Here is a 22,736-nt window from a genome sequence, read left to right as displayed (position 1 = left end):
GATAGTGCAGGCAATTAAAATAGAGGCTTTGAAGATTGAGATTGGCAACAACCAAGCCGGTGAACTCTGCGACTGAGTGGTAATTGATTGTTGGATATTTGCACTCATTTCCATGTGTCTCTGATTGCCTAACCTTGGCACTTAATATCGTTTTGTATGGCCCAAAGCATACTGCACGTTGCAGTATGAGCCAACCGGAAAACACCTGAATTTACCATGTTGCACGTTTAGCTCTGAACCCAAATACTTTGAAAAAGACAAAAACCCCTGAAAGCACACTAACAGTATGTTAATGAGGCCTTCGGCCTCATAATAATTATTAGAAGGCGGCCTTTTAATTCCTGCAGAGGTTTTTGGTTTGTCTTTAATTTATTGAAAATACTGGAAAAATAATTTTGGGTTTTGCTGGGGAATAATAAAAAGGCCGTAGGCCTGATAACAATTGAGTTGACAGGTAATCCGACTATTCTGTTTACCCATGATTTCAAGGATGAGGCTAATCTCATGGGTGAATCTCCTTTTCTACAGTCTATCGAGTCATTTATGCTCGCTCGACGTTACAGTAAGTTGACTGTAAATTTATATCTGTGTTGGATCAAGTTCTATATCACCTTTCAAAATACGCATCGTCCCGTTGATAGGGCAACAAAAAAGGCGCGGCTCTTTCGAGTCAGCGCCTTTCTGTTAATTACACAAAGTTAAGGTAAATTAAGTTGAGCCATTAACACCCGTATTTAGCCTTGGCTTTTTGGCGATACGCATGCAGCAGTGGCTCGGTGTAACCATTTGGTTGCTCGTAACCTTTAAAAATCAGGTCGCAAGCCGCGGCGAAGGCCACACTGTTGTCAAAGTTGTCTGACATGTTACGGTAAGCGGGGTCTCCGGCGTTTTGGCCATCAACCACTTTGGCCATGCGCTTGAGGGTTTCCATTACTTGGGCTTCTGTGCAAATACCGTGTTTGAGCCAGTTGGCTATGTGCTGGCTTGAAATACGCAATGTGGCGCGGTCTTCCATTAGGCCGACATTGTTGATGTCTGGCACTTTGGAGCAACCAACGCCCTGCTCTACCCAGCGAACCACGTAACCCAGCAGGCCTTGTGCGTTGTTGTCGAGTTCGTGCTGAACCTGATCGGCTGTAGGTTTGCTGTCGCCCATCAGTGGAATAGTGAGAATATCGTCAACATTGGCATTGGTGCGCGAAGCCAGTTCATCCTGGCGACTGGATACATCTACTTTGTGGTAGTGCAGCGCATGTAATGTTGCGGCTGTTGGCGAAGGTACCCAGGCGGTGTTGGCGCCAGACATTGGGTGGCCAATTTTGGCTTCCATCATGTCGGCCATGTTGTCCGGAATTGGCCACATGCCCTTGCCTATTTGGGCTTTGCCTTTTAATCCGCATTCCAGGCCGAGGTCTACGTTTTGATCTTCATAGGCTGAAATCCACGGCAGTGTTTTGAGAATAGCTTTTGGTGCCACTGGGCCGGCATTCATGCTGGTGTGAATTTCGTCGCCAGTGCGGTCCAAAAAGCCGGTATTGATAAACACCACGCGGTTTTTAGCGGCGCGAATACATTCTTTGAGGTTTACAGATGTGCGACGCTCTTCGTCCATAATACCGACTTTGAGTGTAAATCTGGGCAGCTTTAGTTCATCTTCAATGGCGGCAAATAAGTCATTGGTGAATGCGACCTCTTCAGGGCCGTGCATTTTGGGTTTAACAATGTAAACACTGCCGGTTTTTGAGTTGCCGCCGTCACGTTGCAAGTCGTGCATGGCGATCAGACTGGTGATGATGCCGTCCATAATACCTTCCGGCACTTCGTTGCCTTCGGCGTCCAGAACAGCTGGGTTGGTCATCAAGTGGCCAACGTTGCGCACAAACAGCAGGCTCCTGCCTGGCAGGAGTAACGTGCTGCCATTGGGGGTTGTGTACTCACGGTCCGGGTTGAGTTTGCGAACGATGGTTTTGCCACCTTTCTCAAGGGATTCCTCCAGATCGCCCTTCATCAAGCCCAGCCAGTTACGATAAACGAGTGCTTTGTCTTCGGCGTCGACTGCGGCAACGGAATCTTCACAGTCCATAATGGTAGTAAGCGCGGATTCGACAACAATATCTTTTACGCCAGCGGCGTCATCTTTGCCGATATAATTATCATAATCAACTTGAATTTCAAAATGTAATCTATTGTTTTTTAACAAAATTGATTCGGGTGTTTTGATGTTTCCGCAATAGCCAACCAATTGCTTGGGCGAAGCGAGGGCGGTGACTGAGCCATCGGCGAGTGTCACCTGCAACTCGCCGTTTACAATGCTGTAACAGGTTGAATTGACATGAGAACCTGTGGCCAAAGGTGCAGCTTCATCGAGAAAGGCCCGCGCATAAGCCACTACTTTGGCTCCACGAACGGGGTTATAACCTGGCCCTTTGGTTGCGCCGTCGGCTTCGGAGATTACATCGGTGCCGTAAAGTGCGTCGTAAAGGCTACCCCAGCGCGCATTAGCAGCATTAAGGGCAAAGCGTGCGTTCATTACGGGTACCACAAGCTGCGGGCCAGCTTGTAACGCTATTTCTGGATCAACGTTTTCTGTTTCAATCTTAAAATCTGGCCCGGCATCAACCAGGTAGTCGATACTTTTCAGAAAGGATTTGTACTCTGCAAAATCAATAGGTTGACCTTGGTGTGCATTATGCCAATCGTCAATACTCGCCTGTATTTCGTCACGTTTCTGTAACAGGCTGCGATTTCTCGGAGCAAAATCGTTAATCAGATTTTCGAAAGACTGCCAGAACAGATCAACATCAATACCTGTCCCGGGTGCCACTTCGTTAGTGATCAGATCATCTATTTCTCTGGCAACCTGCAGACTACCCCGTTGAATACGCTCACTCATGTGTTTTCTCGTCCAGTTCAGTTATTTGGGTCAAACCGGTTAAATCCCACCGGCAAGGCTGCTATTTTAAATGCCTCCGAGCTAATTGATCTACTTTATGGAAATGATTTCCAATATTTAGCTGGTGAATAAGAGGTGATCGAAAGCAGCAGACAACAATCAGAGCATTTCCCGGGTAACATCCGCAATCAGTCGCCGAATCCATTGATGCGCCGAGTTGTGCTGTAACAAAGGGCTCCAGGCCATGGTCAGTTCAATTTCGGGGATTTCGAATGGCGGCGGCAAAATAATCACCGTAGGGTCATCCTTCAACAAATTCGCAGCCTTGGTGGGTAACGTAATAATTAGATCGCGCAGTACAGCCAACCGCATGGCTGCCTGGTAGTGACGGGTAAATACGCGTATACGGCGCTCTTTACCTATTTTTGCCAGAGCTTCATCTACCCAGCCAAGTCGTTGATAGGCGCCGGGCTCCATACCAACCCCAACCCCCATACCGGTTTTGTTCACCCAGACATGGCCTGCTTCCAGATAACTGTCGAGATTAAAGTGATTGCGGATCGGATTATGGTGGCTGATAAGGCAGGAAAAACTGTCTTTCCACAGTGTTACCTGATGAAACGATTGAGGTAGCTCGTCGAAGCGGTTTATCACCAGGTCAACGCTGCCCCTTTCCACATCCTGATAGCTGACGTCACTTGGGGTTAGCACATCCAGTGTGATATTCGGCGCTTCCGAACGCATCCGCCTCAGCAAATGAGGCAACAATGTGGACTCTGTGTAATCACTGACGGAAATCCGGAAAACCCGGTCTGCACTGGCTGCATCAAACCTTTGCCCTGGTTCGATCGCCTTCTCAATTGACGAAACTACCTCTCTGATAACCGGCTGCAGCACTTCTGCCCGCTCAGTGGGTGTCATGCCATTGCTGGTTCGCACCAGTAATGGGTCGTTAAACAGTGTGCGAAGGCGGCGTAACCCATTGCTCATGGCTGGTTGACTAATACCCAATGTTTCCGCTGCGCGAGTGACATTGCGCTCCTGAAGTAAAACATCCAGATAAACCAGAAGGTTAAGGTCGATATTTTTAATATTCATGGGTGCTATCTTACAGACTATTATTCATAAAAAAAATACCCGGTATAACATCGATAGATTAGCTAAATCTTAGTCGAATGGCTAGAATGCACGCAATTCAAGAACGGACTGTTCTTGTTTGTTTGAATAACAGAGGATTAACCATGTCAAACTATCAATCCGCCATCGAAGCCGTCGCTGCGATCAAAGCGAAAGCCGGTAGCTCCTGGGATTCTATCGATCCTGAATCAGTAGCTCGTATGCGCGCGCAGAATAAATTCAAAACCGGCCTGGATATCGCCAAATACACAGCGGATATCATGCGTGCTGATATGGAGCGTTACGATAACGACAGCTCTCAGTACACTCAGTCTCTGGGTTGCTGGCACGGTTTTATTGGTCAGCAGAAGATGATTTCGATTAAGAAGCACTTCAACGGCCAAACTGATCGCCGTTACCTGTACCTGTCTGGCTGGATGGTTGCTGCATTGCGTTCAGCATTTGGTCCTCTTCCCGATCAGTCTATGCATGAGAAGACTTCCGTTGCGGCTCTGATTGAAGAGTTGTACACCTTCCTGCGTCAGGCAGACGCTCGTGAATTGGGTGGTTTGTTCCGCGCACTGGACGACGCTCGCGAGGCGGGTGACGAAGTTAAGGCCCGCGATATTCAGAATCAGATCGACAATCACGTAACCCATGTGGTGCCAATCATTGCGGATATCGATGCCGGATTTGGTAATGCAGAAGCCACTTACCTGCTGGCTAAAAGAATGATTGAAGCGGGTGCTTGCTGTATTCAGATTGAAAACCAGGTTTCTGACGAGAAGCAATGTGGTCACCAGGACGGCAAGGTAACCGTACCTCACGAAGACTTCCTGGCCAAAATCCGCGCCGTTCGCTACGCGTTCCTGGAGCTGGGCGTGGATAACGGTGTTATTGTTGCCCGTACGGACTCCCTGGGTGCTGGCCTGACCAAGCAAATCGCCGTGACGAAAGAGCCGGGTGATTTGGGTGATCAGTACAACAGCTTCCTGGACTGCGAAGAAGTTTCTCCGGAAGATATGAAGAACGGCGACGTTGTTTTGAACCGCGAAGGTAAATTACTGCGCCCTAAGCGCTTGCCTTCTAACCTGTTCCAGTTCCGCGCAGGTACAGGTGAAGACCGCTGTGTGCTGGATTGCATCACTTCTTTGCAAAACGGCGCAGACCTGTTGTGGATTGAAACCGAAAAGCCTCACGTTGGTCAGATCGGCGGCATGGTTAACCGTATTCGCGAAGTGATTCCGAATGCGAAGCTGGTTTATAACAACAGCCCATCCTTCAACTGGACACTGAATTTCCGTCAGCAGGTGTTTGATGCCTGGGCTGAAGAAGGTAAAGACGTTTCTGCTTACGATCGCGAGGCGTTGATGAGTGCTGATTACGACACTAGTGAGCTGGCTGCTGCGGCTGATGACAAGATTCGCACCTTCCAGGCTGATGCAGCCCGTGAAGCCGGTATCTTCCATCACCTGATTACGTTGCCGACTTACCACACCGCTGCATTGTCTACCGACAATCTGGCGAAGGAATACTTCGGAGAGCAGGGTATGCTGGGCTACGTTGCCGGTGTACAGCGTAAAGAAATCCGCCAGGGTATTGCTTGTGTTAAGCATCAGAACATGGCCGGTTCGGACATTGGTGATGATCACAAAGAATACTTTGCCGGTGAAGCAGCACTGAAAGCCTCAGGTAAAGACAACACCATGAACCAGTTCGGCTAAACGGTTCCTGATGTTAAACAAAAACCCGCTTCGGCGGGTTTTTTTGTGGGCTAACTGTTTGTACAGAATTATATTTTTAAGAGCTTTCATTTACACAGAGCTATAAATAAAAGACATTAAAAAAGGCGAAGCCGTTAAGCTTCGCCTTTTTGTCAGAACACTAAGTAATTAGAGTCCAACGATGTTTTCAGCTTGAGGTCCTTTCTGTCCTTGAGTTACGGTGAACTCAACTTTTTGACCTTCTTTCAACGTTTTGAAGCCATCGCCTTGAATAGCGCTGAAGTGAGCGAAAACGTCTGGGCCAGACTCTTGCTCAATAAAACCAAAGCCTTTTGCTTCGTTGAACCACTTAACGGTGCCAGTAACTGTAGCCATAACTATATCCTGTGTAACATGAGTAATTGTTGCCTTTACAGGCGGTTGTAGCTGGAAGTGTTGCTATTACTTATGGAAACAGGCCGAAATACTACAAATATTATCGAAATGGTGCATAAATCATAGGTCGTACTTTCTAGCTCTCTCCGATTATATACGCCTTCAACCATTGGTCAATGGCTGTTTTGTGACAATTACGCCGTTATTGTCCGCATAAATGAACTCACCAGGACAAAAAGTAATGCCACCAAAAGTAACCGGAACGTTCAAATCACCTATACCTCGCTTGTCAGTTTTTAGTGGGATGGAAGCGAGAGCCTGCACACCAAGATCAAGTTCTGCGATAGCATCCACGTCGCGAATGCAGCCAAAAATAACAAAACCTTCCCAGCCGTTAGCCACTGCATTTTCTGCAATCATATCACCGAGTAATGCCCTGCGCAGTGAACCACCGCCATCCACAACCATAACCTTACCGCTCCCCGGCCTGGCTGCATTTTCTTTAACCAGCGAATTATCTTCATGACACTTGATCGTCACTATCTCTCCACCGAAAGACTCCCTGCCGCCAAAATTGACCATCATTGGCTCCAGAACCCGAACCAAATCGGGATGATCGTCGCATAAATCAGGCGTAGAAATATTATTTGCAGACATAAAGATTCCTTTTATTTTAAATGTGTTAATCCGTCAGAACGCCGAGATAACCGTTCTGCTCGATCAGTGTTATTGGCTGTAAACCGGGAACTGAAGCAACAACTTCGCCACCAACGGCTTGACCGGTATCCAGACAAAAAGCAATGCCGTGTTTACGGCACCGGATTTTACCGTTGTCGAGCGTTGCCTTTTTTAGAGAATAGTTCTCATGAGGACATTGGGCAGGTATCAGTTTTGTTACACCACCACTATGTACCAACAGCAGCTGCTGCCTGGCAACTTTAAAACATCGCGAATATCCTTCGTTGATATTGGCGACAGACTCCAAGGCTAAAAATGACATTGCGCGCTTCTCATCAGGATAGATTGCCATGCCGATTCTTCCCTCGCAACAATGATTTTGGTTAATGCTGATTGCCTTTCCCTTAAAGAGGCCATAACCTAGCACACCATGCAGAATAACGCCTTTGAAGTTGTCGATTTCCCTTATACCACCGATGCAGAACCGCTTTTTGAACGTGTTCGCTCGCTCGAGAACCCTGTCTGGCTGGACAGCGGAAAACCGCGCAGTTTGCAAGGCCGTTTTGATATTATTTCTGCCGCACCGCTTAAAGTCCTGGAAACTTGCGGCAGCATAACTTCCATCATTGAGGACAACGCTACCTCCGTTAGCCACGAAGACCCCTTTACCCTCTCGGAAGCCCTTTGGCAGGAGCTTGAAGCAGCACCGGATGAATTCAATAACCAGCCCTTTACTGGAGGCATCATCGGTTTCTGGGGTTATGATCTGGGCCGACGGATTGAAAATATTCCCGATAAAAACCCAAGCGTTTGCTCTATCCCCGATATGCGAATGGGCCAATATGTCTGGGCCTTGGTGCTGAATCATTCCGCACAGAAAGCCTGGCTGTTCTTTCACCCGGCCTGCCCGCCATCACTAAAAAAATCGGTCTCTCAATGTCTCAATAGCACCGCACCCGAACCAGACCATAACTTCGAACTTTGTTCCCCTTTCAGAGAATCTTCATCGAAACAGCAACATGCTGAAGCCGTCACCAAAATACAGCATTACATCCATGCGGGCGATTGTTATCAGGTCAATCTGGCCACTCACTTCTCTGCCACATTCAAAGGAGACAGTTGGCAAGCCTATAAACAGTTGCGCCGTGCCCTGCCGTCACCTTATAGCGCCTATATCGAGTGGAATGACAAGGCCGTACTTAGCCTTTCACCGGAACGCTTTTTGAAATCCTCTATGAATCAGGTGGAAACAAAACCCATTAAAGGCACCGTGAAACGTGGCACCACACTCGAAATAGATAATCAGAACGCCATTGAATTGATGAACTGCAAAAAAAACCGGGCTGAGAATCTGATGATTGTCGATCTGCTGAGAAACGATTTGGGGAAAAGTTGTGATCCCGGTTCTATTCGCGTACCAAAGTTATTTGCGCTGGAAAGTTTTGCCAACGTTCACCATCTGGTTAGCACCGTGACCGCGAAACTGAGCGATGGCGAGACGCCACTGTCATTGCTGAGGGGCTGCTTCCCTGGCGGTTCTATTACCGGAGCCCCAAAGAAACGGGCCATGGAAATTATCGATGAACTGGAAAATTGCCGAAGAAACCTCTATTGCGGCAGTATTGGTTATGTCAGCACCACTGGACGCATGGACACCAATATCGCTATTCGAACCATGTTGGCTGATGGTCATACTCTCAACTGTTGGGGGGGGGGCGGCATAGTGGCAGACTCCAGCCCCGATGATGAATATCAGGAGCTGCTAGCCAAGATTCACGTGTTGATGAAGGCGCTCTAGAAAGAAAGTACGCCGACTGCTCCGTGCCCTATCAGGCTATCCGCCTCATACCCACTATCGGTAAACCAAACTTAGAGTGATAAATCTCTGTTGCTGGCTTTGAGGAATTCTTTTTTGAGGTCATCAAAATTCTGTACGGCTGGAAACTGGGGGAATTCGTCAATGACGTTTTGTGGCGCATGGAAAAGAATGCCTCGGTCAGCTTCTGCCAGCATAGTCGTGTCATTATAAGAATCACCCGCCGCAATAGTGCGGTAATACATACTTTTAAAGCCAACGATTGCCTGGCGCTTCGGGTTTGCCTGGCGCAGTTTGTAGTCGGTAACCTTGCCTGTCTCATCAACTTCCAGCTTGTGGCATAACAAGGTTGGGAAACCCAATTGCCGCATTAAAGGTTGTGCAAATTCGTAGAAAGTATCCGACAAAATAACAACCTGAAAACGCTCTCTCAGCCAGTCGATAAAGTCGCGGGCACCTGGTAACGGTTCCAATGTGGAAATTACTTCTTGAATTTCATTCAAGCCGAGATTGTTTTGTTCCAATATATCGAGCCGATACTTCATAAGAACATCGTAATCAGGTTCATCGCGAGTCGTTCTTTTCAGTGCCTCGATACCGGTTTTTTCGGCAAAGGCGATCCAGATTTCTGGAACCAACACCCCTTCAAGATCCAGGCAAGCGATTTCCACAGCAGCTATCCTCGGGCAGATTATTGAGAAATTGAAAGCGCCGCACTTTAGCAGAGGCCATCGGTATAAGCCATAGTCATGCAGCTATCTATAGCACGGAGGTTTGTCGTTTTAAAGGGGTGAGTAAGTATTTCCGGGTTGAAGAGTTAGTACTCGGGGAGAACAATATCAGCGAAAAACGCGTCGAGTTCATCCTTGCAGGTCAGCGTACAGGCCTCGTCAACCACATCGCGTGTCAGATGAGGCGCAAACAGCTCCATAAAGTCATACATATAAGAGCGAAGATAAGTACCGCGACGAAAGCCGATCTTGGTTGTGCTGGTTTTAAACAGGTGTTTAGCATCAAGAGCGACCAGGTCCTGATCAGTAACGGGATCATGTGCCATTTTTGCCACAATACCGATCCCGAGCCCAAGGCGAACATAGGTTTTAATCACATCGGCATCGGTAGCTGTAAACACGACATTCGCATTTAATCCTTTATCGGTAAAAGCTTCGTCAAGTTTTGAGCGACCAGTAAAACCAAACACATAGGTCACAATAGGGTGTGACGCCACATCTTCCAGTGTCAACCCGGAAACCTGCGTCAGGGGGTGATTTCTTGGTACCAGGATACAGCGGTTCCAGTCATAACAGGGCATCATCAGGAGATCGCTGAAAAGATCGAGCGCTTCCGTCGCAATCGCAAAATCCACACCGCCTTCAGCCGCTTTCTCAGAAATCTGTATCGGGGTACCCTGATGCATATGAAGTTTTACGTCGGGGTATTTTTCAATGAATGCCGCTATCACTGGAGGCAGCGCATAGCGCGCCTGAGTATGGGTGGTTGCTACGGAGAGGCTGCCCTGCTTGGGATCCTTGTGTTCCTGTGCCAGACGTTTAACATTCTCGACTTTGCCCATAATTTCACCGGCAATTTTCAGAATATCTTCACCGGCAGGCGTGATTCGAGTGAGATGTTTGCCGCTGCGGGAAAAAATTTCCACACCCAGTTCATCTTCCAGTAATCGAATCTGCTTGCTGATGCCTGGCTGCGATGTATAAAGGCTTTGAGCGGTAGCCGATACGTTCAAGTCGTGATGGGCGACTTCCCAAATATAGCGAAGCTGCTGGAGTTTCATGGCTATACCCTTACAGATGTCAACGTTTAATCTTCAACAAAATCTAGAACACAATGGTATAAGAAGAAAGTATTGTATTCCTCTTTAGAATAGATAGCAGCATAGATCAATTCTGGTCAGATGCAAACCAGCCCCGATAAAGAAATCCGTCTGATTATCAGAAATGAGATCAGGGTTCGTTAGCAACACCGTGAGGGACATGACCTGTCGCTACGTGACTGCTGGCAGACTGGCAATGGACCTGTTGATCGTCAAAAAACACATCAGCCCCATAGGCTTTCAAAAAATTGCCTTTACTCCAGCCGCCCAGAAATAATGACTCATCAATTCGAACCCCCCATTCCCTCAAGGTTCGGACCACCCGTTCATGTGCTGGTGCAGAGCGCGCAGTTACCAGTGCAGTGCGAATAGGACATTCGTTGGGCGGGAACTCGGATTGCAGGCGGTGCAAGGATTCGAGAAAACGCTTAAAGGGGCCAGCCTGTAATGGACGTCCCGCCTCTGCCCTTTCATTCTCGGTGAACGCCGCCAGCCCCTGCTGCTTGTAAATTCGCTCGGATTCATCCGAGAACAGCACCGCATCACCATCAAAAGCTACCCGAAGCTCTTCATTTTCGTGCTGGTGCTTACCGCCAGTTGCGATTAATGTTGCCGCCGCAACGCCGCTATCGAGAGCGCTTCTGACATCCTCTGCATGAGTAGAAAGAAACAACTGGCAGCCGAAAGCGGAAACATAGCGGTAAGGACTTTCTCCTCCACAAAAAGCAGCCCGGGTGATATTCAACTTATGGTGAGCAATGGAGTTAAACACCCGCAGGCCGGTATCAGCCGAGTTTCGGGAAAGCAGGATCACTTCCACCCGGTCACTACCGAGTTTTTCATTGATTCTCAGGAGCTTTTTGACCAGAGGAAACGCTTCACCCGGCAACAGCGGTTCGTCTTCATGCTCAATCTGATAGCGGGCGTAGGCACCAAGCCCTTCGGATTCAAACACTCGGTGACTCTCGTCCAGATCAAACAACGCTCTGGAGGAAATCGCAATCACCAGCTTTTCGGGTGTATCCTGTTGAACACTGTTATTCAATGAATTATCTGGCCTGTCGTAATCCAAAGTGAAAGGCTAATGTAACACAACACTTGAGAAAATAGACTGATGCAGTTGACGAAAAACCAGCAGGAACGGTCGTTTAATATGCCACGTCCTAACAATATGAGAGCTGAAATAGAACACCTCCTTGATGACCAGATAACAAAACTGATACCGGTTAATGGTGGTGATATAACCCGCAGTTTTATTTTGAAAACAGTCGCCAAGGGTACATTTTTTGTTAAATCACTGCCTGATGCACCTCAGAATATGTTCTCTACCGAAGCAATAGGTCTGGCGGCCCTCGGAGACACCGGAGAAATTGCCACCCCGGCAGTAATTGCTGCAGGGACAGAGTGGCTGATATTGGAATATATCGAAACATCACCGCCTACCACTGCTTTCTGGGAACTGTTTGCCCGACAGCTTGGGCGGTTACACCGGATACCGCAGCCCGATTTTGGTTTTGAAGTGAATAACTATTGTGGCAAAACACCTCAGATCAATACTATTACCAGCTCTGGTCATGAGTTCTTCGCCAAGCAACGGATAGGGTTTCAGGCCGACCTGTCGTTGCGTAAAGGCTTGTTAAGCACTGATGACCGGAGGCTCATCGATAATCTGGCCAGCAGGCTCCGAAACCTGATTCCAGAGCAAGCCCCGTCATTGATTCATGGCGATTTATGGCCAGGAAATCACCTCTGCAGCAACAAAGGCACGCCTGTATTAATTGACCCCTCCACGCACCGGGGCTGGGCCGAAGCCGAAATTGCCATGACAACACTGTTTGGCGGTTTCCCCGAATCATTTTATCAGGCCTACCTTGAAGCCAATCCGTTAAATCCAGGCTGGCAGGAACGGTTACCACTCTACAATCTTTATCATTTACTTAACCATCTGAACCTGTTTGGCAGCAGCTATCATTCCCGTGTAATGGACATTGTTAAGCGTTATTCTTGAACGATGATAAACAGAAAAAGCACAACATCAATATTCTCATTATGGCAAAAGCCACTTTTGTTGCTGTTCTCCGGTTTGTTGTCAGTCACTTCAAATGAAGCTATCGCCAACCCGAATACACAAAAAGCGATACCAGGAACGTTCAGGGTGGAAACAATAGCGACCGGATTCCTGGCTCCCTGGGGCATGGCTTTTGTCAACAGCCACGAACTTGTGATTACCGAACGTATTGGCACAGTAAAAATACTGAATCCGGACACCGGAACAATCATCAGCCTGACAGGGGTTCCGGCAGTTCTCGCTGATGGCCAGGGTGGGTTAATGGATGTAGCCGTTTCTCCAGACTACCCGGATACCCGAAAGCTATATTTCACCTATACCAAAATGGTTAATGGTCAAGGTGTCACAACGCTGGCCATTGCAACACGGGAGGGAAACCGCCTGAGCCATTGGCACGACCTGATAGTAACGGATTCCGGTACCAATACAGGGCGTCACTTTGGCAGCCGTATCGCTTTTGATCAGCAGGGGCATATCTTCTTCTCGGTAGGCGATCGTGGTGAGCGACCTCATGCCCAGAATACCAGTAATCACGCAGGATCTATTCTGCGCCTCAACCTTGACGGATCTATTCCTAAAGATAATCCCTTCCTGAACCGGAAAGGCTATCGCGCCGAGATCTGGAGTTACGGCCACCGCAATCCGCAAGGCCTGGTTTTTGATGTCAAAACAGGACGACTCTGGGCCATTGAACACGGGCCCCGCGGAGGCGACGAATTAAACCTGATTGAAAAAGGTCGCAACTATGGGTGGCCCATCATTTCTTATGGCAAGGAGTACTGGGGGCCCATAGCGGTTGGCGAAGGCACAGCCAAAGTGGGCATGGAGCAACCCCGTAAGGTTTATATTCCCTCAATCGCCCCTTCTGGCCTGATGGTTTATCAGGGCGACGCTTTCCCTGACTGGAAAGGAAACCTCTTTACCGGTGCGCTGAAACTGACACACCTGAATCGTATTGTTCTCAGTGATGAAGGCATTCCTGTAGCAGAGGAACGACTGTTGGACGACATGAATGAACGGATACGTGCAATCGCACAAGGGCCGGACGGACTGATCTATTTTTCAACAGACAGCGGTAAAATCGCTCGTTTAAAACCGACCGGAATTCACGTATGGGAAAAAAACATTTCTAACTAAGAACTGCAGCTGATATTCAGAGTACGTATTCAGATAGATAGCCAGAAGCAGCTCAACCCAGCATTTCCTTGTGGGACTTACCAAACACGCGAGCACTGACTCTGTCCGGCCATAGGTTCAGCTCAATAATCTGCGGGCCATCTTTTCCAATTGCCATATCCAGCCCAGCAAAGCCGGCCATGGGGAAATTCAGTAATGCGCGTTTTGCGAGTGCCAGGCAAGCCGACCAATGCGGCAATTTTCGGCCTTTGATGGGGGCACCGCTATCCGGGTGCTCATTGTAATAGACAGGAAATACATCGGTTGTTCGGCATCGTTCCAACATGCCTGATTCCAGATCAACGTTTGCTATCAGTCCCCCCTGTCCGGAGTTATCAACCATTGCTCCAGCTCTGCCTATGCGCAGCAGAACTCCCAAAACAACCACGTCCCCTTTAATTTGCCTGACCCATATCCTGAGCGTATTCACACTGGAGGCATTAATCTCCAACATGTCTTTGTGTTGTTCCAGATAACGTTCGATAACAAAGCCGTCCGGATGCTTAAGATGGTTATCCGTAAATTTTTCAATACTTTCAGGTTCACTACAATCCAGCCGATGGAGCCCTACTCCTTCACTATCGGCAACAACTCGCGCCGCAACAAAGCCAGTACCACCATATCCCTCCACCGGTTTAAAACAGACTGTTTCACCAACCAGATTCATTAAAAACCGTTGTAACGAATCTGCATCAATCAGACTTTCACCGATATCACATGCCCCTTTCTCTGAATGAAAAAAGCCGAGGTATTCAGGTGTGGGAATGGCAAGCAGCTGCAAAATCGCTTTTTCTGCCAGCTTATGCTGGGATAACTTTTGGTACTGCACAGGATTTAATTGGGCAACCCGCTTTTTATAGCGAGAGTGGTTCATAAAACCAAATTGTCGGGAAAGCGTCCACTCCGGACGCCAAAACCCTACTTCGTAATAAAGTGTTGGCCCCAATTGCCTGCAAATATAAATAATCACCAGGTTGGAAAACTGTTTCAATCGGGAAACGTTATGCTCATTTTTCACGCGACAGGATGCCTGCCAGACAAATGCCAGTTTTGACAGCCCTCTCCTACGGTCTGAAGTTTTTCCTGACATCAGCGCTCCGATTTCGCCGGTTCAGCAACAATATATCTAAGCTGCCAGCGGCAAGACCCGCCATCCTCACCAAAAGTGGGCGCCAAATACTGATTGATACCACTGTACAAGGTATCATCATCCGCTAAATCGAGACCAAACAACCCACGACTAAAATCCAGCATCTGCTGCTTGCTCTCGAAATGCCAGTGAAATTCTTCCGGTACGCTGTTGATAATATTGAATCCCTCTCGCTCTAAAACCTGTTCGTCTTGAGAGGTCAAAAATAGCCCCTCGTGCCCCATGCTATTGTACTGGTCGACAAATACATTCAGGAAGTTTGCAGTATCTGAACCCTCTTCAACATCGGCAATGACAAGACGGCCATTCGGGGATAGCACTCGCAGACTTTCTCGAAAGAAATGTTCTCTTTCATTCACATGATGCAGTGCCGCCAAAGATAAAATTCGATCCATGGAGGCTGTCGCCAACGGCAGTACTGCGAAGTCTCCGATCACACAACTCTCCTCTTTTTTAGGGCAGTATTCTGCGAATGCAGTGCTGGTCTCCATGAACACAACGGAGCTAACCGCACTGCCGAGATAGTTTTTTAGGTAGCCACCTCCGGCAGGCATATCCAGCAACTTCTCACGGCCACTAAGAGCCAGATATTTCACCGCCAATTCGAACTCAAGACTTCTGGCCAGTGGCGCAAGCCCCATTGCTGTGTGGTACAGATTAGCGCGTTGATTAAAGATATCTTTATATGATTTGTGCACGTAAATTCCGTGGTAGATTACTCTTCGATTGTTCAAAAATTTATATTAGCGCTCATTGGACGGATGATTAAAATAGGCTTTGGACAACCTGAAAACAACAGGACTTAGCAACAGCAGCCCCAACAGGTTAGGAATGGCCATCATGCCATTCAGCGTATCAGCAACACCCCAGATAAGATCCAGCTTCTGTCCGGCGCCCACAAATACTGCCCCGACCCAGAGAACTCTGAATGGTATAATTGCGCGGACCCCGAACAGAAATTCGGTGCAGCGCTCACCGTAATAACTCCACCCAAGAATGGTGGTAAAAGCAAACAGGCTGAGGCAAATGGATACCAGCTTATCACCGTAGGGCAAGGTGCTATTAAACGCCAGCGAAGTCAGCGCTGCGCCCTGCTCGCCACTGCTCCAGGCTCCACTGATAATGAGTACCAAACCTGTCAGGGTGCAGATTATCAAGGTGTCGATAAAGGTACCGAGCATGGCAATGGTTCCCTGCCGTACCGGATTATTGGTTTCTGCTGCCGCATGAGCAATAGGTGCGCTGCCCAGCCCTGCTTCATTGGAAAATATACCGCGAGCCACTCCCATACGAACAGCCAGCATAATGGTTGCTCCGGCGAAGCCGCCACCAGCAGCAACAGGGCTAAAAGCACTTTTCAGAATCAAAGCCAGCGCTGAGGGAATAGAAACAGCATTGAGAAGCAGAATAATGAGTGTGAGCAAAATGTACAGGGCAGCCATAAAAGGCACCAGTTTTCCTGCTACGCTGCCGATTCTCTTGATTCCGCCTAACAGAACCAAGCCAACGAGAACCGCCATAATAGTGCCGGTAATGACTTCGGGGATATCAAATGCACTGCCCAAAGCATCAGCGACTGAATTTGCCTGAACAGTGTTGCCAATGCCGAAACCGGCCAGCATCCCGAATATTGCAAACAAAATGCCCAACCACGCCCAGTTTTTGCCAAGGCCATTGCGAATGTAATACATGGGGCCGCCTACTTTATTTCCGCGCTCATCCGTTTCACGGTATTCAACTGCCAGTACGGCTTCGCTGTACTTTGTTGCCATCCCCAGCAATGCCGTACACCACATCCAGAATAATGCACCTGGGCCACCAATGCCTACAGCTGTGGCTACGCCAACAATATTGCCGGTGCCTACGGTAGCCGATAACGAAGTCATCAAGGCGTTAAAAGGGGTTATATCACCATCACCTGACCCCTGCCTGCCATGAAGTAATTGTTTAAAACCATAACCGATTTTCCGAATCGGCATGGCAGCAAGCCCTATAGTGAGGTAAAACCCGGTGCCGAGAATCATCACCAGCATCACCGGTCCCCAGACAAAGCTGTTAATAGCAGTTATGATTTCTTCAAACATTATTCACCCTTGTCAGAAACAGCGGTTTTTAACAATTTAATCAGCGCCATCATGCACATAAAAAAGGCCGCAACAGCGGCCAATTTTAAATAATTTCAAACTGCTGCTGATTAAATCGACTTGATTGTACCTTTTGGCAGAACTGCGTGCACGGAGCTGCGCTGATACTTTAGCTCAACGTTGTTGGCAGCTTGAACCGTAATGTAGTCTTCCTCAACCTTGGTAATTTTACCCAGCAAACCACTGGTCATGACAATTTCATCACCTTTGCTCAATCCGCTAACCAGCGACTGATGCTCTTTCTGGCGTTTGCGCTGTGGGCGGATAATCAGCAAGTACATAAACACAAACAGGCCGCCAAACATGGCCAGAGTAATTAATGGATTGGCTTCCGGAGCCGGTGCTGCAGTTGCAGAAACAATCATTGACGGGTCGATGGATGAAATATCGAAAGACATAAGTACCTCAAGGGTTAACTGTAATTTAATGTATAGGTGCCAAAATCAGCCCGCGACTTTAGCGGTTTCGCCCTCTTTTCTCAAGAAAAGCTTGCCGGGAAACACTAATTCAGCGGCGGTCAGGCGAGATTGTCCTTAATCCATGCCTGTACATCATCGTGGTGGCTTTTGGTTTTCACCTTGTTCATAACGAGCGCCAATTTGCCATTCTTGTCCACGATAAAAGTGGTTCGTAGCACCCCCATAAACTCCCTCCCCATAAATTTCTTCAAGCCCCAACAACCATAGCTATCGATCACTCCATGGCTTTCATCAGAGAGTAAATCGAAGTTGAGCTGCTGCTTTTCTTCAAAGCGTGCCAGGCGCGGGTAAGGGTCAGGGCTGATGCCAAGCACAACAGTATCCAGCGCCTCCAACGCCTCCTTTGTGTCGCGAATACCACAGGCCTGGACAGTGCAACCTGGCGTCATAGCCTTGGGGTAAAAATAGACTACAACATTTTTCTTGCCACGAAAGTCTGACAAAGTAATGGTCTCTCCGCGCTGGTTTTGTAATGAAAAATCAGGTGCTGTCTGCCCGACTTCAGGAAACGCCATAATACTTCTCTCCAGTCTGTTCAAAAAAGCACAGTCTACTGAACCCATGCTTGCCTGAACAGGGTGGATACTGAGGAACGACCACTAAATCAGACATTTTAATTTTACAGTGCCTTTTTTATGGCGATATCCAATGAAAGACATAAAACGCCCTGTGTTTGCAGATTAAATGGCCCCTGGCTAGCCTGAACGTTTATCGCCACAGACTCCCTACTGGCAGATCTCAAACAAGGCATTTGCCTTTGCCGATACAATCGTGTTCTTTATTATGTTCGGCGCATTTATATGCTGACAGGCAAACTAATCCCCAGCTTTTTGAAAAATCCCGACAGTTACTCAGCCTAAACTCTGGTGGCATCAATACCTTGGTTCTTTTGAGCAGCTCTCTGTATCCCGTACTGGCGATTGGTACTTCAAAGCGAGCTCGGTCGCTCTTTTTGCACTCGCTCTGGTATGTGGTTTTGCATTTATCATATCGAAAAATTTCGAATACCGAACAAAGTTCAAACCCAGTATATCCATACTAACTAATGATTTTTTTATGTACGCCTTTGGTGACCGGCATGCATCTGGATATATGTTGTTGGCAATGTGGTACTCGCCGTGTTGTGGTACAAGGTTTATTCAGAGACTAGCAATACGAATTTCACAACTCATGAAAACAGGGAAACTGAGTGGCATATGGTTAGTTAGTATTAAGACATGCTCTGGCCCCGGACAACTGGCAGAGGTCACCTGAATAACAGTAGCTACAGGCATCCCCATCAATCTTCATTAGTTGCGAGCACAGTCACATAAAAATGAAACTTAAAAAGCATCAAGCGAATCCCAGTCATCAACCGCAGCAGCCAGGCGACCAGTAAAAGTCATGGCGGTATCTTCAGGTTGCATATCGGGCATTTCAGCAACTGGCGCTACGGTCATGGTCCAAAAAGCCAGCGCTGTCATAATCGCTTGCCTGCAAGCCTGTTGAACTTCATCCAGAGAGATTTCATAACCACCTGCCGCTGTAAATTCACTGATGTAGTGCTGAAACAGTGTATTTTCGTGGCTGCGCCGCTGCTCAATCGTTAAGCCCGCGGCAAGGCAATAGCCCAGATCACGACCCCAATGCCCGCGGTGAACAACGCCCCAGTCACCCAGCCCCAATGTGCCGTTATTAAGCCGGTACCAATTGTGTAAATGCACATCGCCATGGCCTAACCCGCGAGGCAGTTTTGCCTGAGTATCCAGAGAAGCGAGTGTCGCAGGCCAGATATCCTCCCGCCGCTGCCAAAGCCGATCAGGAATCACTTCCCGCGCGCGTTCAAGTCCGGCGCTACAGGCTTGCTCCAAATTGACGATCATCAAACCACGAAATCGCTCTTCCCACGTGGGCAGCGCCGCAAAATGTGTGTCCAGCTCGGGGGCTGCTGCCCACTTACCGTGCAACCGAGCTAATAAAGACAGTTGCTCTCGCATAAGCTCGGGAGAACCATCTTGCTTGGAATCCAGGAAATGCCCCTCGCCATCCAGATCCTCCAGTACGATGATGGAGTTGAAACTCTCCGGATCGTAATTGGCATGAAAGGCAAAAGGCACTTCAAAATCGAGTTCACTTCTGACATGCCGATAGAACCCGACCTCGCAGCGAATTGCGCCGGAATGCGCCAACATCAGGCGGTTACGCAAACCGCAGGTTGCCTTGCAAAACACCGATGAAGGAAGCCCGGCAGACTGACCGTCCGCGTTATAACTTAAAAATACACGGCGACGATTATTGGTACCTTCATCAGGGGCATCCAGCTTATGAGCCACAACCTGTGCACCGGGTACATCCCGACACATCACCGCCGTAAGCCACTGATCAGTAATACATTCATAGTTGGCCGGAATATCATCCAGCGACAAAGCAGGGGCCGCGGATTCTTGCTCTCTGGCGAACAACTCCCGTATCTGTGGCTCTAGTGGTAGCGTCATGTTTCCCTCTGTTTCAATGATGCGATTATATTTTCACCGGTGCGCAGCGTTATTGTTATTTCTGGCGGCGACCAGACATTAACCACCGAAGTATAATTGACCAAATGGTAATACAAAAACAAACCCGCCAAAAACAAAAAAGGCACCCCAAGGTGCCTTTTTGATGGAAGTCGCTGAACTTACGGCAGCAAATGCTGAACAGCATCGCGCTCTTCGCACAGCTCCTGCTCAGTCGCAGACATTTTTCCACGGGAGAAGTCGTTGATTTCCAGCCCCTGAACAATTTCCCAGTCACCGTTTTTGCAAACACAGGGGAAAGAGTAAATCAGACCTTCGGTGATGCCATAGCTGCCATCGCTATAGACGCCCATGCTTACCCAGTCGCCTGCTTCCGTACCCAGTGCCCAGCTTTTCATGTGATCGATAGCTGCATTGGCCGCTGAAGCCGCGGAAGAAGCACCACGGGCTTTAATGATCGCCGCGCCGCGTTGCTGAACGGTGGGTATGAAATCGTCTTCGTACCAGCCTTGATCAACCAGGTCGATAGCTGTCTGTCCATCTACTTTTGCGTGATGTAGATCCGGGAACTGAGTTGCTGAGTGATTACCCCAAACCAGCATGTTGGTGACATCATTCACGGTCTTACCGGTTTTTTGAGCAATCTGGCTCTTGGCGCGATTGTGATCAAGGCGCATCATGGCGGTAAATTGACGAGGGTTAATGTCTGGAGCATTGCGTTGAGCAATCAGTGCGTTGGTATTTGCAGGGTTACCAACAACAAGCACCTTAATGTCTTTGGAAGCGTTGTCGTTAATGGCTTTACCTTGCACTGAGAAAATAGCGGCGTTAGCTTCAAGCAGATCTTTACGCTCCATACCAGGCCCGCGAGGGCGCGCACCTACCAGTAAGGCGTAGTCAGCATCTTTGAATGCAACATTTGGGTCATCCGTGCAAACCATACCGGCCAGCAAAGGGAAAGCACAATCATCCAGCTCCATGGCAACACCATTAAGCGCTTCCAGCGCCGGTGTAATTTCCAGCATTTGCAGAATAACAGGCTGATCTTCGCCCAGCATTTGCCCAGCGGCAATACGAAACAACAGGGAATAGCTGATTTGACCAGCAGCGCCAGTAACGGCTACACGAACAGGTGCTTTCACAATAAATCTCCGAATCTAGATAATTTAGGTAAAACTACAGTAAAACGTAAAATACAAATGGGGTTGGGACGGCCTGACATTATAAGGAAATTTCATCAAATTTCACGAATTTCGATGCCCCCTCTTGCTGGGTAGTAAATCAGGCCGATACGTTGTTCAGCTCCTGGTAGCGTTGTTGTAAAGCGGAGTAAACATCGTCTTTAAAGCTGCGGCTGCTATGGTCCAGGCTATCTATTACTTCTACCAAGTGTTCGTTGTCTTCCTTGCCGCCCCACTGCTTGTGATAACTGCCATCCTGATAGCCATAGTCCTGACGAAAAAAGTTGAGAACGTTTTTACCCACGTAGCGCGTGTATAGCTCGTCAAATGACAATCCGATATCCGCCATAAGCGTAGCAAACCCGGCGACATCAAACCCCTTGGTGTGCAGTGTTATCAGCGCAAAAGACTCAAGGTCGGCAGGGAAGTTGCTGCCTGGCTCATTCACTTTAAGCTGGCTTTCAGCGTAGGACACAATGGTTTCTCTGCTCTCCCCTGTTAATAGCAGGATACTCAAGCCAAAGTGCCAGATGTCAACTAATTCCAGCACCACCTGCTCTTGGTCAGGTGTTTGTTTTTTCCACCATTTCCAGCCGTAATGATCGAGTAATTCAGCACATTCAATCCAGATTGCCCGGTACCACTCGTAGTTTTGTTCAACCCAATTCGGGTTTACTTTGCTGTTCATACCGTCTTGCAGTTCAAGCATGGTGAGAAGCTGTTGTTTCATTAAGCATTCCTTTAAATAACATTGATCAGTGGTGATTTATCAACCTTTCACGAACATATTGCCGACTTTTTCGTCACCAATTGTGGTGCTTGGCCCGTGTCCGGTAATGACTTCGGCTTCTTCATCCAGTGAATATATTCTTTCTTTTATCGATTTGGCGATGGTATCAAAATCACCACCCCAAAGGTCTGTGCGGCCAATACTGCCTTTAAACAGAGTATCACCGGCAATCAGGGTTTTACTTTCCTCAAACCAGAAACTGGTAGAACCTGGAGTATGGCCGGGGGTATGAATGGCCACTCCACCACAGCAACCCAGATCCTGATCGTCGGCCAGATAATGATCCGGATCGGGTATAGGGCTGTAAGGAATACCAAACATGGCACATTGTTGGTCCAGCATATCCCACAGAAAACGATCTTCTTCGTGTAGATAGATTGGTGCACCCGTGGCTTTTTTTATTTCCCCCGCAGCGAGTATGTGATCAAGATGCGCGTGGGTGTGGATGATAGCGACCACTTTTAAATCAAGTTCCTTGAGCAAGGCGATAATTTTGTCGGCGTCACCACCTGGATCTACTACCAGCGCTTTCTTGGTGACAGGGTCGCCAATAATGGAACAATTACACTGTATCGGACCTACGGGAAAGGTTTTGACGATGTAGGATCTATTTTCTGAAGAGCTGGTTTTTGACATGGCGAAATCGACTTAAAAGAGTTTTAACAGCTGAGGTTCTGCGCTGTACTTTAGCGGCATGAATAGTAGCACAGCGATGGCGTATTTCTAAACAAGGGCGCAGTTTGAAGTATTAACTGAACACACCTAAAAAGCAGATTCGCTGATCTAAGATCCAGAGTTATTTCCCGATTTACAGTTGTAATTT

Annotated in this window: 21 protein-coding genes; 4 read left to right on the top strand and 17 right to left on the bottom strand. The window is 48.2% G+C overall.

What is annotated here, in order from left to right; genetic code table 11:
- Positions 1-721: 721 nt before the first annotated feature.
- Together H7A02_04995 and H7A02_04990 are read right to left on the bottom strand one after the other, a co-directional pair.
- Positions 722-2,893 (bottom strand): malate synthase G, encoded by a 2,172-nt coding sequence (locus H7A02_04995; GenBank protein ID MCP5171607.1) that lies wholly within the window; start codon positions 2,891-2,893, stop codon positions 722-724.
- A gap of 159 nt (positions 2,894-3,052) precedes the next feature.
- Positions 3,053-3,991 (bottom strand): LysR family transcriptional regulator, encoded by a 939-nt coding sequence (locus H7A02_04990; GenBank protein ID MCP5171606.1) that lies wholly within the window; start codon positions 3,989-3,991, stop codon positions 3,053-3,055.
- A gap of 143 nt (positions 3,992-4,134) precedes the next feature.
- Between H7A02_04990 and H7A02_04985 the strand changes: the two genes are divergently transcribed.
- Positions 4,135-5,733, top strand: a complete 1,599-nt coding sequence (locus tag H7A02_04985) for an isocitrate lyase (GenBank protein MCP5171605.1) — start codon at positions 4,135-4,137, stop codon at positions 5,731-5,733.
- Between the two features lie 168 nt (positions 5,734-5,901).
- Here the strand turns inward: H7A02_04985 and H7A02_04980 are convergent, their stop codons facing one another.
- The 3 genes from H7A02_04980 to H7A02_04970 form a co-directional block, all read right to left on the bottom strand.
- Positions 5,902-6,108 (bottom strand): cold-shock protein, encoded by a 207-nt coding sequence (locus H7A02_04980; GenBank protein MCP5171604.1) that lies wholly within the window; start codon positions 6,106-6,108, stop codon positions 5,902-5,904.
- A 162-nt stretch (positions 6,109-6,270) separates the two neighbouring features.
- Positions 6,271-6,765: a ribonuclease E activity regulator RraA gene (gene rraA / locus H7A02_04975; protein MCP5171603.1), complete on the bottom strand. Its 495-nt coding sequence runs from the start codon at positions 6,763-6,765 to the stop codon at positions 6,271-6,273.
- Between the two features lie 25 nt (positions 6,766-6,790).
- Positions 6,791-7,138 (bottom strand): Rieske 2Fe-2S domain-containing protein, encoded by a 348-nt coding sequence (locus H7A02_04970; protein ID MCP5171602.1) that lies wholly within the window; start codon positions 7,136-7,138, stop codon positions 6,791-6,793.
- Between the two features lie 78 nt (positions 7,139-7,216).
- On the opposite strand from H7A02_04970, the gene pabB reads away from it, so the two are divergent.
- Complete coding sequence (gene pabB / locus H7A02_04965; protein ID MCP5171601.1) at positions 7,217-8,584, top strand: aminodeoxychorismate synthase component I; 1,368 nt, start codon at positions 7,217-7,219, stop codon at positions 8,582-8,584.
- A 71-nt stretch (positions 8,585-8,655) separates the two neighbouring features.
- On the opposite strand, the gene thrH is transcribed toward pabB, so the two are convergent.
- The 3 genes from thrH to H7A02_04950 form a co-directional block, all read right to left on the bottom strand.
- On the bottom strand, positions 8,656-9,273 hold the full coding sequence (gene thrH / locus H7A02_04960; GenBank protein MCP5171600.1) for a bifunctional phosphoserine phosphatase/homoserine phosphotransferase ThrH: 618 nt from the start codon (positions 9,271-9,273) through the stop codon (positions 8,656-8,658).
- Between the two features lie 146 nt (positions 9,274-9,419).
- Positions 9,420-10,394 carry an HTH-type transcriptional regulator CysB gene (gene cysB / locus H7A02_04955; protein MCP5171599.1) on the bottom strand — a complete coding sequence of 325 codons (975 nt, stop codon included), beginning with the start codon at positions 10,392-10,394 and terminating at the stop codon, positions 9,420-9,422.
- Positions 10,395-10,563: 169 nt separating this feature from the next.
- Positions 10,564-11,478, bottom strand: coding sequence for a 5'-nucleotidase (locus H7A02_04950; protein ID MCP5171598.1), 915 nt, complete (start codon positions 11,476-11,478; stop codon positions 10,564-10,566).
- Positions 11,479-11,586: 108 nt separating this feature from the next.
- Between H7A02_04950 and H7A02_04945 the strand changes: the two genes are divergently transcribed.
- Positions 11,587-12,441, top strand: coding sequence for a fructosamine kinase family protein (locus tag H7A02_04945; protein ID MCP5171597.1), 855 nt, complete (start codon positions 11,587-11,589; stop codon positions 12,439-12,441).
- A 3-nt stretch (positions 12,442-12,444) separates the two neighbouring features.
- The gene (locus H7A02_04940; GenBank protein MCP5171596.1) at positions 12,445-13,638 is read left to right on the top strand and encodes a PQQ-dependent sugar dehydrogenase; all 1,194 of its coding nucleotides are present in this window, start codon (positions 12,445-12,447) and stop codon (positions 13,636-13,638) included.
- A 52-nt stretch (positions 13,639-13,690) separates the two neighbouring features.
- Here the strand turns inward: H7A02_04940 and H7A02_04935 are convergent, their stop codons facing one another.
- The 9 genes from H7A02_04935 to H7A02_04895 form a co-directional block, all read right to left on the bottom strand.
- Positions 13,691-14,767, bottom strand: coding sequence for a hypothetical protein (locus tag H7A02_04935; GenBank protein ID MCP5171595.1), 1,077 nt, complete (start codon positions 14,765-14,767; stop codon positions 13,691-13,693).
- Positions 14,767-15,525: a class I SAM-dependent methyltransferase gene (locus H7A02_04930; GenBank protein MCP5171594.1), complete on the bottom strand. Its 759-nt coding sequence runs from the start codon at positions 15,523-15,525 to the stop codon at positions 14,767-14,769. Before H7A02_04930 ends, H7A02_04935 begins: the two co-directional genes overlap by 1 nt.
- A gap of 45 nt (positions 15,526-15,570) precedes the next feature.
- Positions 15,571-16,911 (bottom strand): sodium:alanine symporter family protein, encoded by a 1,341-nt coding sequence (locus tag H7A02_04925; protein ID MCP5171593.1) that lies wholly within the window; start codon positions 16,909-16,911, stop codon positions 15,571-15,573.
- Between the two features lie 110 nt (positions 16,912-17,021).
- Positions 17,022-17,369: a preprotein translocase subunit YajC gene (gene yajC / locus H7A02_04920; GenBank protein ID MCP5171592.1), complete on the bottom strand. Its 348-nt coding sequence runs from the start codon at positions 17,367-17,369 to the stop codon at positions 17,022-17,024.
- A gap of 119 nt (positions 17,370-17,488) precedes the next feature.
- On the bottom strand, positions 17,489-17,965 hold the full coding sequence (bcp, locus tag H7A02_04915) for a thioredoxin-dependent thiol peroxidase (protein MCP5171591.1): 477 nt from the start codon (positions 17,963-17,965) through the stop codon (positions 17,489-17,491).
- A gap of 807 nt (positions 17,966-18,772) precedes the next feature.
- A complete protein-coding gene (locus tag H7A02_04910; GenBank protein ID MCP5171590.1) occupies positions 18,773-19,924 on the bottom strand; it encodes an aminoglycoside phosphotransferase family protein in 1,152 nt (383 codons plus the stop codon).
- Positions 19,925-20,103: 179 nt separating this feature from the next.
- On the bottom strand, positions 20,104-21,084 hold the full coding sequence (locus H7A02_04905) for a malate dehydrogenase (protein MCP5171589.1): 981 nt from the start codon (positions 21,082-21,084) through the stop codon (positions 20,104-20,106).
- A gap of 139 nt (positions 21,085-21,223) precedes the next feature.
- On the bottom strand, positions 21,224-21,853 hold the full coding sequence (locus H7A02_04900) for a dUTP diphosphatase (protein MCP5171588.1): 630 nt from the start codon (positions 21,851-21,853) through the stop codon (positions 21,224-21,226).
- A 39-nt stretch (positions 21,854-21,892) separates the two neighbouring features.
- Positions 21,893-22,549 (bottom strand): MBL fold metallo-hydrolase, encoded by a 657-nt coding sequence (locus H7A02_04895; protein MCP5171587.1) that lies wholly within the window; start codon positions 22,547-22,549, stop codon positions 21,893-21,895.
- Positions 22,550-22,736 lie beyond the last annotated feature (187 nt).

It is taken from the genome of Pseudomonadales bacterium, from assembly GCA_024234435.1.
GTDB lineage: Bacteria > Pseudomonadota > Gammaproteobacteria > Pseudomonadales > Porticoccaceae > JACKOF01.
Note: the sequence above shows the minus strand (reverse complement) of the source record. Positions and strands in the feature narration are given on the sequence as shown.